14 protein-coding genes are annotated in these 13,367 nt (G+C 49.5%); 6 read left to right on the top strand and 8 right to left on the bottom strand.

Translation table 11 applies throughout. The features are described 5' to 3' along the window. Positions 1 to 2 precede the first annotated feature (2 nt). The 4 genes from citF to citC are packed head-to-tail and all read right to left on the bottom strand — an operon-like array spanning position 3 to position 3,820. Complete coding sequence (gene citF / locus ACJHWK_RS16355; RefSeq protein ID WP_000192245.1) at positions 3 to 1,535, bottom strand: citrate lyase subunit alpha; 1,533 nt, start codon at positions 1,533 to 1,535, stop codon at positions 3 to 5. Between the two features lie 10 nt (positions 1,536 to 1,545). Next, positions 1,546 to 2,454, bottom strand: a complete 909-nt coding sequence (gene citE / locus ACJHWK_RS16350) for a citrate (pro-3S)-lyase subunit beta (protein WP_001309339.1) — start codon at positions 2,452 to 2,454, stop codon at positions 1,546 to 1,548. Then, complete coding sequence (gene citD, locus ACJHWK_RS16345) at positions 2,451 to 2,747, bottom strand: citrate lyase acyl carrier protein (RefSeq protein WP_000700703.1); 297 nt, start codon at positions 2,745 to 2,747, stop codon at positions 2,451 to 2,453. The genes citE and citD overlap by 4 nt, the downstream gene beginning before the upstream one ends. Positions 2,748 to 2,761: 14 nt before the next feature. Continuing rightward, positions 2,762 to 3,820 carry a [citrate (pro-3S)-lyase] ligase gene (citC, locus tag ACJHWK_RS16340; RefSeq protein ID WP_000467705.1) on the bottom strand — a complete coding sequence of 353 codons (1,059 nt, stop codon included), beginning with the start codon at positions 3,818 to 3,820 and terminating at the stop codon, positions 2,762 to 2,764. Positions 3,821 to 4,199: 379 nt separating this feature from the next. On the opposite strand from citC, the gene dpiB reads away from it, so the two are divergent. Continuing rightward, the gene (dpiB, locus tag ACJHWK_RS16335; RefSeq protein ID WP_001305557.1) at positions 4,200 to 5,858 is read left to right on the top strand and encodes a sensor histidine kinase DpiB; all 1,659 of its coding nucleotides are present in this window, start codon (positions 4,200 to 4,202) and stop codon (positions 5,856 to 5,858) included. Then, positions 5,827 to 6,507 carry a two-component response regulator DpiA gene (dpiA, locus tag ACJHWK_RS16330; RefSeq protein WP_000126500.1) on the top strand — a complete coding sequence of 227 codons (681 nt, stop codon included), beginning with the start codon at positions 5,827 to 5,829 and terminating at the stop codon, positions 6,505 to 6,507. Before dpiB ends, dpiA begins: the two co-directional genes overlap by 32 nt. 40 nt (positions 6,508 to 6,547) lie before the next feature. On the opposite strand, the gene dcuC is transcribed toward dpiA, so the two are convergent. After that, positions 6,548 to 7,933: an anaerobic C4-dicarboxylate transporter DcuC gene (dcuC, locus tag ACJHWK_RS16325; protein ID WP_000955057.1), complete on the bottom strand. Its 1,386-nt coding sequence runs from the start codon at positions 7,931 to 7,933 to the stop codon at positions 6,548 to 6,550. Positions 7,934 to 8,520: 587 nt separating this feature from the next. Here dcuC and pagP point away from each other — a divergent pair. Both pagP and cspE read left to right on the top strand, forming a co-directional pair. Next, positions 8,521 to 9,081 (top strand): lipid IV(A) palmitoyltransferase PagP, encoded by a 561-nt coding sequence (pagP, locus tag ACJHWK_RS16320; protein ID WP_021523041.1) that lies wholly within the window; start codon positions 8,521 to 8,523, stop codon positions 9,079 to 9,081. 174 nt (positions 9,082 to 9,255) lie between these two features. Next, a complete protein-coding gene (gene cspE / locus ACJHWK_RS16315) occupies positions 9,256 to 9,465 on the top strand; it encodes a transcription antiterminator/RNA stability regulator CspE (protein WP_000034825.1) in 210 nt (69 codons plus the stop codon). A 53-nt stretch (positions 9,466 to 9,518) separates the two neighbouring features. Here the strand turns inward: cspE and crcB are convergent, their stop codons facing one another. After that, positions 9,519 to 9,902: a fluoride efflux transporter CrcB gene (gene crcB, locus ACJHWK_RS16310; RefSeq protein ID WP_000939738.1), complete on the bottom strand. Its 384-nt coding sequence runs from the start codon at positions 9,900 to 9,902 to the stop codon at positions 9,519 to 9,521. A gap of 95 nt (positions 9,903 to 9,997) precedes the next feature. Here crcB and ACJHWK_RS16305 point away from each other — a divergent pair, with 95 nt between their 5' ends. Together ACJHWK_RS16305 and tatE are read left to right on the top strand one after the other, a co-directional pair. After that, a complete protein-coding gene (locus tag ACJHWK_RS16305) occupies positions 9,998 to 10,786 on the top strand; it encodes a deaminated glutathione amidase (protein ID WP_001305561.1) in 789 nt (262 codons plus the stop codon). Positions 10,787 to 10,914: 128 nt separating this feature from the next. After that, the gene (tatE, locus tag ACJHWK_RS16300) at positions 10,915 to 11,118 is read left to right on the top strand and encodes a twin-arginine translocase subunit TatE (protein ID WP_000503931.1); all 204 of its coding nucleotides are present in this window, start codon (positions 10,915 to 10,917) and stop codon (positions 11,116 to 11,118) included. Positions 11,119 to 11,218: 100 nt separating this feature from the next. On the opposite strand, the gene lipA is transcribed toward tatE, so the two are convergent. Both lipA and ACJHWK_RS16290 read right to left on the bottom strand, forming a co-directional pair. Then, positions 11,219 to 12,184 (bottom strand): lipoyl synthase, encoded by a 966-nt coding sequence (gene lipA / locus ACJHWK_RS16295; protein ID WP_000042632.1) that lies wholly within the window; start codon positions 12,182 to 12,184, stop codon positions 11,219 to 11,221. Between the two features lie 208 nt (positions 12,185 to 12,392). Beyond that, positions 12,393 to 13,346, bottom strand: a complete 954-nt coding sequence (locus ACJHWK_RS16290) for a YbeF family transcriptional regulator (RefSeq protein WP_000378057.1) — start codon at positions 13,344 to 13,346, stop codon at positions 12,393 to 12,395. Between the last annotated feature and the right edge of the window lie 21 nt (positions 13,347 to 13,367).

Raw genomic sequence — 13,367 nt, 5'->3', positions numbered from 1 at the left:
GCTTATTCCTTCACCTGATGCACAACATCGATCACCGAGCCATCGCGGTAACGCACAACGGCAACGACGCGGTCGGTGAATTCAATCGGCTGTGGTTCACCGGTCAGCAGACGCGCACGTTCACGCAGCCACTCAATGGAAACCACTTTAATGCCCGCTTCCTGCAGACGTTCTGCCAGCTCCGGACGTGCCGGGTTAACTGCGATACCGTGGTCTGTGACCAGAATATCGACACTGGAGCCCGGGGTGATGCAGGTCAGCACGTTATCCACCAGAGTCGGAATACGGCCGCGTACCAGCGGCGCGACGATGATGGAAAGCGCAGAGGCAATCGCGGTATCGCAGTGACCACCGGAAGCACCACGCAGTACGCCGTCAGAGCCGGTCAGCACGTTAACGTTGAACTGGGTGTCAATTTCCAGCGCGCTCAGTACCACCACGTCGAGACGATCAACCGATGCGCCTTTTGAACCCCAGTTAGCGTACTGGTTGGCGCTGATTTCGATGTGATTGGGGTTACGGGCCAGCGATTGTGCAGCGTGGCTGTCAAAGCTCTGTACATCCAGCAGTTTGCGGATCAGACCTTTTTCGTGCAGATCAACCATCGTTGCGGTAATACCGCCAAGGGCGAAGTCGGCGCGAATATCGCGGCTACGCATTTTGTCTTCCAGGAAACGGGTTACCGCCAGCGATGCGCCGCCGGTGCCGGTCTGCATGGAGAAACCTTCTTTGAAGTAGCCAGAGTTGACAATCACATCCGCAGCGCTACGGGCAATAAGCAGTTCGCGCGGGTTAGTGGTCATACGGGTCGCGCCAGCGCCGATTTTCGCGGCATCGCCAACGCGATCAACTTTGACGATCAGATCAACCTGATCTTGCTCAATGCTTGCCGGATTATGCGGATAAGGCAGCAGTTCTTCAGTGAGCATCACAACCTGTTTCGCGTTGTCGGCATCAACCATTGCATAGCCGAGGGAGCCGCAGCAGGCTTTACCGGTGTAGCCGTTGGCATTACCGAATTCATCACAGGACGGGACGCCGAGGAAAGCCACGTCTATATTCAGTTCGCCGCTCTGTACCAGATGCACACGTCCGCCGTGAGAGTGGATTTGCACCGGTTCCGCCAGCAGACCACGGGAGATTTCTTCCGCCAGTGGACCGCGCAGGCCAGAGGTATAAATGCGGGTAACCACGCCCTGGCGAATGTGTTCTACCAGCGGCGCATGGCAATCACTCAGGGAGCTGGAGGCCAGAGTCAGGTTTTTAAAGCCCATCTTCGCGATGACGTCCATCACCATATTGACGGTCAGGTCACCGCCACGGAAAGCGTGATGGAAGGAAACCGTCATACCGTCCTGTAAACCCGAGCGACGAATCGCTTCTTCCAGGTTGGCGCACAGTTTGCGATCGCGCGCTTTTTCAGCCTGGTAGGTTTGCTTTGGCGAGTTCTGGAAAGCGGCAAGATCGCATTCAGCGCGACGATTCCAGGCCGCTACCCGTTCTTGTCGTTGAGATTGTTCAATTTTCTGCGTCATTTTGATTGCCTTATTCTTCGCGGATGCCGGAAAGTTCTGCGCGGGAGAGCACCAGACGGGCGCGATCGATAACCGGACCGTCCACCATCTTGCCATTCAGGGAAACCACGCCGAGGCCTTCGCGAGCGGCGGCTTCAGCGGCTTCTACGACGCGGCGGGCGTGATCCACTTCTTTCTGGGTCGGTGCGTAGAGGTTATGCAGCAGATCAATCTGACGCGGGTTGATCAGCGATTTGCCGTCAAAGCCCAGCTGTTTGATGTGGGCGGCTTCTTGCAGGAATCCGGCTTCGTTGTTAGCGTCGGAATAGACGGTATCGAACGCCTGAATACCCGCAGAGCGCGCGGCCTGCAAAATGGAGCAGCGAGCGAACAGCAGTTCAATTCCTTCCGGGGAGCGTTCTGTACGCAGGTTGCGCACATAGTCTTCTGCACCGAGGGCGATACCGATCAAACGCTCGGAAGCGTGAGCGATTTCCACTGCGCGGGTAATGCCCAGCGGAGATTCAATCGCCGCCAGCAAGCCGGTACTGCCGGGTTCACGACCACAGGCTTTTTCGATACGCAGGATCTCTTTTTCGATATCCAGAACATCCTGAGCGGTATCGGTTTTCGGCAGACGCACAACGTCCGCACCACCGCGAACGACGGCTTCCAGGTCGTTAACACCCCATTCGGAATCCAGCGCGTTTACACGCACAATGGTTTCAATATCGCGATACAGCGGATGTTGCAGCGCGTGGTAAACCATGCGGCGGGCGGTGTCTTTTTCACGTAATGCCACGGAGTCTTCGAGGTCAAACATCAGGGCATCAGCCGGGTAGATGAAGGAGTTGCTGACCATCGCGGCATTGGCACCAGGCACAAACAACATGCTGCGGCGGGTGCGAGTTTTACGTTGTTGCAGCGAAGCGGAAATCATTGGCAATCCTCCCATGGCAGAGCCGGGATACCGCTGGCGCGTGCCAGCAGGGCTTCCAGTCGTGCACGTAAAATGCAGTCCAGTGCGCCTTTGTCATCGACATTCAGCTGTACGCCGCGCACGTTGTAGCGGGCGAGAACGTCCAGAATGGTGGTGCGAATTGCATCGCCAAACTGTTTCTCAACGCTGCTGTTGATTTGCAGATCGATATCCTGCGTATCGAGTGGGGCGATGCGTATCATCACATCCCCAGACTCAAGGGTGCCTGCAACGGCGGGCTGGTTTATTTTCATTTTTCACCTGTTTCTCATGCGGGGGTCTTTTGACGAGCTGCCGCGTCCTGGCGGGAGTGCTCAAGCAGGTTCTGCAAATAATGCAGCGTGACTGCAGGGACCAGCGGCGCGATAGCCGTGAGATCGTTTTTCGCCAGCAGTTGACGTACCCGGGAAGCGGATATCGGCATCTCCTGGTAACGCAGCCGCTCAATTTCAACCAGTTCGATGGGCGGTGCGGAGATAGTCGGCGTTTCCAGCCAGTAGCGCATATCCTGGTTGTACTGGGCGGTAACGCGACAAAAGGGTTCAGTACCGACAAAGCGGTGAGTTACACCCAGCGCGGGAGCGAGGTACTGACGGAAAATCTTCAGATCAATTTCGGTGTAACAATGGTTAATGACGCTCTGTTCTTTAATGAAGTAGCAAGGGAACGTAGCGCGGGAGATGATGTATTCGGAGCCGCGATGCACAGTCAGGCGTGGAATATCGGCGGTGCCTTTTAACACCAGATCCAGCCGGTCTTCATAGGGAAAGCGTGAAGAATCTTCTTTAACTAAAAACAGATGCAACCAGTCGCACTGTGCTGCAGCCTGTTGAATCAGATAACGGTGACCATTCGTAAAGGGATTGGCGTTCATCACAATGCAGCCAATCTTGTTCCCTGGATGACGAAATTTTTTCAGCGATTCGGCATAGCGTTTCAGTCGCGTGGCGCTGTTTTCCATCAGCACCATCACGCCGGGTACACTGGTCAGCGTGGAAAAACCGCACTGGCGGAACAGCGCCTCGTATTCGGTTTTGGTATAAATAAACAGATGCGTGCTGTGCCGCTCATAGGCGAGGTTTATCAATTCAGTGGCTAATGTCAGCGCCAGTCCTTCACCGCGAACGGATTCACTGATAGCAACGCATTTAATAATATTTCCGGCAATTCCACCGCACGCGATAAGCTTTTCATCGCGGGTTACGGTAATAAATACTTCGACTGTGGTGTCAACGCTCAAATCATTTTCATGCAGGAATTGGGCGATTTCCGCCATTTTTTTATTTTCTGAACGTTTTACACGGGTGAAAATATCATTGCCGAACATAATAAATAGTATCCTGAAGGTGCATGTTGTTATCGATTTGCAACGAATGTTGTTCGATGTTGCAAACTGATAACCTTTTATTTTCACTTGGGAGAAAGGGGGGCGATCGAGGTATATCTTTTTCTCCTTTCGCTATACATCCTAAGGAGTATTGCAGCGTGAAATTTTGATTTATTTCACATAGAGTTAGTGGTTTTTTATTTATTTAATGGTTTTAAGTTTTTTAATTAATGTAATTACGAAATGACCCGCAGGTTTAAGTGATTTAATTGATTTAATGAATAAAATTTGCCACGATTATATTTAATATCTATGTATTTTGATTCAACATTTTAATTACATCCGTCAAAGAGGCTCGGGACAACCCGCAAGGAAAACAATGTTGCAGCTTAACGAGAATAAACAGTTTGCATTTTTCCAAAGACTGGCATTTCCGCTGCGTATCTTTTTGCTGATTCTGGTGTTCTCAATATTTGTCATTGCAGCCCTGGCGCAATATTTTACGGCCAGTTTTGAGGACTATTTAACGCTTCATGTGCGCGACATGGCAATGAATCAGGCAAAAATTATTGCTTCTAATGACAGTATCATCAGCGCAGTGAAAACGCGTGACTACAAGAGGCTGGCGACCATCGCTGACAAATTACAAAGAGATACTGATTTCGATTATGTGGTGATTGGCGATCGGCACTCGATTCGTCTTTACCATCCTAATCCGGAGAAAATTGGTTATCCTATGCAGTTCACCAAACCGGGCGCGCTGGAGAAAGGGGAGAGCTACTTCATCACCGGGAAAGGGTCAATTGGCATGGCGATGCGTGCCAAAACGCCAATCTTTGATGACGATGGAAAAGTCATCGGCGTGGTGTCGATTGGCTACCTGGTGAGTAAAATTGATAGCTGGCGGGCTGAGTTTTTATTACCGATGGCTGGCGTGTTTGTCGTGCTGTTAGGGATTCTGATGTTGCTGTCGTGGTTCCTGGCCGCGCATATCCGTCGGCAGATGATGGGCATGGAGCCAAAGCAAATCGCACGCGTGGTCCGTCAGCAAGAGGCTCTGTTTAGTTCGGTTTATGAAGGGCTCATTGCGGTGGATCCGCACGGTTACATTACCGCCATCAATCGTAACGCAAGAAAGATGCTGGGGCTGAGTTCCCCCGGACGGCAATGGTTGGGTAAACCCATTGCTGAAGTGGTCAGGCCCGCCGATTTCTTTACCGAACAGATTGATGAAAAACGTCAGGATGTGGTGGCGAACTTTAACGGTCTGAGCGTTATTGCCAACCGGGAAGCTATTCGTTCTGGTGATGATTTGCTGGGGGCCATTATCAGCTTTCGTAGTAAAGACGAAATATCCACCCTCAATGCGCAACTGACGCAAATTAAACAATACGTCGAGAGCCTGCGCACATTGCGACACGAGCATCTCAATTGGATGTCGACGCTCAATGGTCTGTTGCAGATGAAAGAGTATGATCGCGTGTTGGCGATGGTGCAGGGGGAGTCTCAGGCCCAGCAACAGCTTATTGATAGCCTGCGCGAGGCGTTTGCCGATCGCCAGGTGGCGGGGCTGCTTTTTGGTAAAGTGCAGCGCGCCCGCGAACTGGGGCTAAAAATGGTCATCGTCCCCGGAAGTCAGCTTTCGCAACTGCCGCCAGGACTGGACAGCACCGAGTTTGCAGCCATTGTTGGCAATTTACTTGATAACGCCTTCGAAGCCAGCCTACGTAGCGATGAAGGAAACAAGATCGTTGAATTATTCCTCAGCGATGAAGGCGATGATGTGGTGATTGAAGTCGCCGATCAGGGCTGCGGCGTTCCAGAGTCTCTACGAGACAAAATATTTGAGCAGGGTGTCAGTACGCGTGCTGACGAGCCCGGTGAACATGGCATTGGGTTGTACTTGATTGCCAGCTACGTAACGCGCTGCGGTGGTGTTATCACTCTCGAAGATAATGATCCCTGCGGTACCTTATTTTCAATCTATATTCCGAAAGTGAAACCTAATGACAGCTCCATTAACCCTATTGATCGTTGAGGACGAAACGCCGCTGGCAGAGATGCATGCGGAATATATTCGTCACATTCCCGGATTCAGTCAGATATTACTGGCGGGAAACCTGGCGCAGGCCCGAATGATGATCGAGCGTTTTAAGCCGGGGCTAATCTTGCTCGATAACTATCTTCCTGACGGTAGAGGGATTAATTTACTGCATGAACTGGTGCAGGCGCATTATCCCGGCGACGTGGTGTTTACCACTGCAGCCAGCGATATGGAAACGGTGTCTGAAGCCGTACGTTGTGGTGTATTTGATTATCTCATTAAGCCAATTGCCTATGAACGGCTGGGGCAAACGCTAACCCGTTTCCGCCAGCGTAAACATATGCTGGAAAGTATTGATAGCGCCAGCCAGAAGCAAATTGATGAGATGTTTAATGCCTATGCTCGCGGTGAACCCAAAGACGAACTGCCGACCGGCATTGACCCCTTGACGCTAAACGCGGTGCGAAAACTGTTTAAAGAGCCTGGTGTGCAACATACGGCAGAAACGGTGGCGCAGGCACTGACTATCAGCCGCACCACTGCCAGACGTTATCTTGAATATTGCGCCAGCCGCCATCTGATTATTGCTGAAATTGTTCACGGCAAAGTTGGCAGACCGCAACGCATATACCACAGTGGGTGACATGATAAAGCCGGAGGAAACTTGCCTCCGGCATGACTATTTACTTGCCTGTGACCGCGGCTGCCGTTCCTGGCACCATCAGCTCTGTAGCAACGATAACAATCACCAGCCCAACAAGCACCGGCACCGAGGTGCGTTTTACGACTTCAAATGGTGAGATTTTCGCCATCCCGGCAACCGCAACGACTACGCCAGAAACGGGTGACAGGGTACGACCGAGGTTTGACGCCTGCAGCATTGGGATAGTCAAATACGCCGGGTTAATGCCGGAAGAGTGCGCCAGTTTCGGGATCATCTCAACAAACGCATAAAACGGCGCATTGCCTGAACCGGTCGTGACTGCCGCCAGCATTGTCAGGATCACTAATACCAGCATCAGGATGATACTCGCCGAACCAAACGAGGTGGCGATAGAAATCAGACTTTGAATAAAGCCGATGGTGCTAAGCCCCTGAGCGAATACCCCAGCGGCAACCAGCAGCATCACCACGTTAGCAAACGCATCGGCCATCCCGCGATAAGCCACTTCCAGACCAGAGAAAACTTTCTGGGTATTAAAGCTGCGGATGAACTCCAGAATGGAGGCAATCAGCATACAAATCACCAGAATAGTGATGATGTGTAATTGCGGACCCCATTTGCCGTCAAAAATCAGCACTCCGATGATCGGCGTGAACGGCAAAATGGCATAAAACGCAGGAGCAGTGGTGGTGATTTCACTGACATCTAACATTTCATGAGAGATGTGCTCTTTTTTATCCAGATAACGTTGCCAGAAGAAGTGGGCGATCGCCATGCCGATAATTGCAGCAATTGAGATAGGCAGCGTCGTTTTGAAGGCGAAGTCAATCAGCGACATTTCGGAAGCCTGCGCCGCCAGCACCACATCCCCTGAAGTCGGTGCGAGAATAATCGCCGCCGGGGAGGCACAAATAGCAGCAGCTGCACCACGGCTGATACCAACGTTTACCATCACCGGAAACAGGGTTGCCATCAGCAAAACACCCAGACCGGTCGCGGAAGAGACGGCCAGAGACATCAGACAGGCGACAAAATAGGCGGCAATCATCAGCAGGTAAGGGGAGTTAATATACTGCAATGGTTTTGACGCCAGCTTGACCACCATATCATTCGCGCCGATATGGGTCATGTAAGCGGCAAAGCCACACAGCATCATAATCATCATGCCGAGGTCGCCGCCGCGGCTCATTAGCAATATTTTAACGTATTCAACGATATCCGTGGCGCTGTAGCCTGTTGAAGCCTGGCTGGACGGTAACACTTTGTGCCCCATAATGGCACTGATAATCAGCAATAACAGGCCACCGACAAATAACACGCCAGTGGCGGAATACCCTTTAATGATGTAGCGAGCTACACCCACAATAACCACAACCCCAATAAGGAGTTCAATGAATGTCAGCATAATTTTTCCTGTCTCCAGGCCCCAAAGTAAATAATAAAAAATTCCTAAAGCTTAAGGAAAAAATATGCCCAATAAATTGGCGATGAATGCTGATTAAAATCAAGAAAAACTGCCATTAAGACATTGAATTTGCTGTTTTTATACATAGATAACAAAACGCATATTTAGCGGTTGGCAATTATCACATAATAATGTGTGTAAATTGATGGTGGATTGATGCAAATTTGTTAATTGCAATGGTGTTAGCTGCGGCTGTGCGCTCAAAAAATAATCTAACATGAGCATAGGTTGACGATATATAATATATTCTTCGTTAAGAGGTTTTTTTTGTATCCTATTAAAAAATAAAGTAATTTTTTCTTGGTTGTATTTTGTCATCAAAAAAGACTTGGTTTTTTTATGACTATTCCCATCGCAGAAAACGATACATCATCTTTAATCGATGCGCGGAAATATTTAACTTAAACAAGCGGAAATAAATAGAGCAGCTATTCAGATTGTTCTTTATGTTGGGGCTATTAAGGTTATGTTAATTGTAGCTTTGCTATGCTAGTAGTAGATTTTTGATAAATGTTTTATGGTCACAAATGATCGTGAGTAAATATGTCGCTATCTTTTCCTTTGTTTTTATTCAGTTAATCAGCGTTGGTAAAGTTTTTGCTAACGCAGATGAGTGGATGACAACGTTTGGAGAAAATATTACACAAACCTGGCAACAGCCAGAACATTATGATTTATATATTCCTGCCATCACCTGGCATGCTCGTTTCGCTTACGACAAAGAAAAAACCGATCGCTATAACGAGCGACCGTGGGGTGGCGGTTTTGGCCTGTCGCGTTGGGATGAAAAAGGAAACTGGCATGGCCTGTATGCCATGGCATTTAAGGACTCGTGGAACAAATGGGAACCGATTGCCGGATACGGATGGGAAAGTACCTGGCGACCGCTGGCGGATGAAAATTTTCATTTAGGTCTGGGATTCACCGCTGGCGTAACGGCACGCGATAACTGGAATTACATCCCTCTCCCGGTTCTACTGCCATTGGCCTCTGTGGGTTATGGTCCAGTGACTTTTCAGATGACCTACATTCCGGGTACCTATAACAATGGCAATGTGTACTTTGCCTGGATGCGCTTTCAGTTTTGAGACAAATGAAATTTTAGTAAACTCTTTAAAATCAATGGGTAAAATAATTAACATCAAAAATAACGCGACTTTTATCACTTTTTAGTAAAGTTGCACTGGACAAAGCGTACCACAATTGGTGTACTGGTAACCGACACAGCATTTGTGTCTATTTTTCATGTAAAGGTAATTTTGATGTCTAAGATTAAAGGTAACGTTAAGTGGTTTAATGAGTCCAAAGGATTCGGTTTCATTACTCCGGAAGACGGCAGCAAAGACGTGTTCGTACACTTCTCTGCAATCCAGACTAATGGTTTTAAAACTCTTGCTGAAGGTCAGCGCGTAGAGTTCGAAATCACTAACGGTGCCAAAGGCCCTTCTGCTGCAAACGTAATCGCTCTGTAAGATACGTCAGCAAGAATTCAAAACCCGCTTAATCAGCGGGTTTTTTTTGGTCTTTAGTGTGCGGTTGAGGCGGAAAACAGCCAGAAAGCCAGTGCGGTCATGGCAAAAGACCCCAAAAGGTTGACGAAAACGTTCAGTAACGCCCAGCCAAAGCGGCCCTCTTGTAACAAAAACACCACTTCTGCCGAAAATGTTGAGAAGGTTGTTAGACCGCCACAAAATCCGGTGGTGATTAATACTTTCCACACTGGATCAATGTTCGTCATCCTGCTAAACCAGGCGAATCCCATTCCTATGATGAATGCCCCAATCAGGTTTGCAGCCAGCGTCCCCAACGGAATCGCTTGATGCAGCGGGTTAAATCGCATACTTAACAGCCATCTCGCCACGCTTCCCGTACCACCGCCAATAAAAACTGCTAAAAGAAGTTGTAACACTGCAAAATCCTGCTATTTGATTTGTATGAGTGATAAGTGTAACGCCGAATAATCGCCGTTGGCGAATTTTACGACTCTGACAGGAGGAGGTGGCAATGCTGGTTGCCGCAGGACAGTTTGCTGTTACATCTGTGTGGGAAAAGAACGCTGAGATTTGTGCCTCGTTGATGGCGCAGGCGGCGGAAAACGACGTATCGCTGTTTGTCCTGCCGGAAGCATTGCTGGCGCGCGATGATCATGATGCAGATCTATCGGTTAAATCAGCACAGCTGCTGGAAGGCGAATTCCTCGGACGTTTACGGCGAGAAAGTAAACGTAACATGATGACGACAATTCTGACGATTCATGTTCCTTCAACGCCGGGGCGCGCATGGAATATGCTGGTGGCGCTACAGGCAGGAAACATCGTCGCCCGTTATGCCAAACTGCATCTCTATGATGCATTTGCCATTCAGGAATCACGCCATGTTGATGCTGGTAATGAAATAGCTCCGTTACTGGAGGTGGAAGGGATGAAGGTCGGTCTGATGACCTGTTATGACTTACGCTTTCCAGAGCTGGCGCTGGCACAGGCATTACAGGGAGCTGAAATCCTGGTACTTCCTGCCGCCTGGGTTCGTGGGCCGCTCAAAGAGCATCACTGGTCAACGTTGCTTGCCGCTCGTGCGCTGGATACCACCTGTTATATGGTGGCGGCGGGGGAGTGCGGGAACAAAAATATCGGGCAAAGCCGGATTATAGATCCCTTTGGCGTCACCATTGCGGCAGCGTCAGAAATGCCTGCACTCATTATGGCGGAAGTGACGCCCGAACGTGTGCGTCAGGTGCGCGCGCAACTTCCCGTTTTAAACAACCGTCGCTTTGCGCCGCCGCAATTATTATGATGTTTTTTTACTCGGCGCTTGATTCACCTTGTTACAGATTGCTATTGTGTGCGCGCGTCGAATGACCGTTAATATTCTCTGGTTTTTAAGGCGCGTTCTGTTGCCGGTTATATGTCAAGAAGGTATCTATGGGTGAGATTAGTATTACCAAACTGCTGGTAGTTGCGGCGCTGGTCGTTCTGCTGTTTGGGACTAAGAAGTTACGTACGCTGGGCGGAGACCTTGGAGCGGCCATTAAAGGGTTCAAGAAGGCGATGAATGATGACGATGCTGCGGCGAAAAAAGGCGCAGACGTTGATCTTCAGGCTGAAAAGCTCTCTCATAAAGAGTGACGTGGCGAGCAGGACGCTCCCTCAATATCTTGTTCGATACAAAAAACCCGCTTCAAAAAGCGGGTTTTTTATCAGACAGATGTAAGTAATTATTACAGGATTACTTAACTTCCATCCCTTTCGCCTGCAAATCGGCGTGGTAAGACGAGCGGACAAACGGACCGCATGCAGCATGGGTAAAGCCCATCGCCAGCGCTTCGGCTTTCATTTCGTCGAACTCATCCGGGCTAACGTAACGTTGAACCGGCAGGTGATGGCGGCTTGGCTGCAAATATTGCCCCAGCGTTAACATCGTCACACCATGACGGCGCAGGTCGCGCATTACCTCAATAATTTCTTCATTGGTTTCACCCAGACCCACCATCAGACCAGACTTGGTCGGGATTTCCGGATGCGCTTCTTTAAAGCGTTCCAGCAGCTTCAGCGACCAGTTGTAATCTGCACCAGGCCGTACCTGACGGTAAATACGCGGTACGTTTTCCAGGTTATGGTTGAACACATCTGGTGGTGTGGCGGTCAGAATATCCAGAGCACGATCCATACGACCGCGGAAATCCGGCACCAGAGTTTCAATTTTGATTTGCGGGCTTTTTTCCCGAATGGCAGTAATGCAATCCGCAAAGTGCTGGGCACCGCCATCGCGCAGGTCATCACGGTCAACGGAGGTGATAACCACATAACGCAGCGCCATATCGGCAATGGTCTGCGCCAGTTTCACTGGTTCATTGGCATCCGGAGCTACCGGGCGACCGTGGGCAACGTCACAGAACGGACAACGGCGGGTACAAATAGCGCCGAGGATCATAAACGTTGCTGTGCCGTGGTTGAAGCATTCCGCCAGGTTAGGGCAGGAGGCTTCCTCGCAGACAGAATGCAGGCCATTTTTGCGCATTGCGGCTTTGATGCCCTGGATACGTGTAGAGTCCGCTGGAAGCTTGATTTTCATCCATTCCGGCTTGCGCAGCAGGGCTTCGCGCTCTGTTGCCACGTTTTTAACCGGGATAAGGGCCATCTTATCGGCATCGCGGTATTTAACACCGCGTTCCATCACAATGGGTTTACTCATAGCGTGCGTGTTCCAGTTGCGAATTACGAAGGAAAGCGTTTCAATTCAATAGATTGTTGTAATTATCAACTATTTTTGAATTAACGACTGGCAGTATATCATTGAAACGGACCTGAAAGCAGCCAAAGCGGTCGCGAAAATGTAAAATTGTTGTTGGATTGTGCCATTTTTTCGTTCTTCGCTGTGATCTGGCTGTAACAATACTTTTTCAAAATGCATTACGGATAACATCTATTACCCCGTGCAGGATGGGATCACGCAGGCTGAATTTGTTGTAGTGGATAGAGAAATCTATTTGCTCCTCATTTAAGGACGGAAAAGGCAGTTTTTCCAGCGGCCAGCAACGGCTAAACAGGTTATAAAAACGGCTGGGAATAATCGCTAACATGTCACTGTTGGCAACCAGTGCAGCGATTGTCAAAATGTTGTAGCTGGTGAAACTGATTTGCCGGTCCGGAAACATCTCTTGAACTCTCTGCCGCAGACCGCTGAAATTTTGCCCTTCCGGTAACAGGAGTATATGCGCAGCGTTGTCGATAGTCTCCCTGTCATCTTCTAAAGAGAGTAGTGGATTTCCCTCGCGGCAAATTAACACCATATTGTCGGTGAACAGAACATGATGTTGCACCGTACGATTGGTGCAAAACATGTTATCGATGATGAGATCGGTTTGAAACTGACTGAGTTGGTTTTCCGCGTCGCTGATGGGGGGGTTGCGCAGTAAAAGCTGCGGATAGTGAGATTTAATCGCCCGATAGATGACAGGAAGGACCAGGGCTCCGACCGAGGGGGTGGTCGCAATGGTTATCGTTCGTTGCTTATCATAGCTTCCTTCGATATCCAGCGCGCCAAGAATGGACTCAAGGCCCTGACTGATATACTCATGTAGATGCATCGCAAATGCGGTAGGAGTGACACCCTGGCCTTTGCGAATAAACAATGGGTCAGGGAATATAACGCGCAGTTTCTGAATAGACTGACTGATTGCCGAGGGTGTCAGATTAAGCACTTTCGCTGCATTAACGATCCCTTTATGTACATATACAGCTTCAAAAATAGTCAGAAGGTTAAGATCAATATTTCGTAAGGTTGTAAATATTTGTGGTTTATCTTCTGACGACTTTCTGCTTAAACAGGTTTCAATTTGATTATTACTATCCACGCACTTACTCCAATTTTATTC

This window comes from Escherichia sp. WS547, from assembly GCF_046486065.1.
In the GTDB taxonomy this organism is placed as follows: domain Bacteria; phylum Pseudomonadota; class Gammaproteobacteria; order Enterobacterales; family Enterobacteriaceae; genus Escherichia; species Escherichia coli.
The sequence above is the reverse complement of the archived record's forward strand: the minus strand, read 5'-3'. Positions and strand labels throughout refer to the sequence as shown.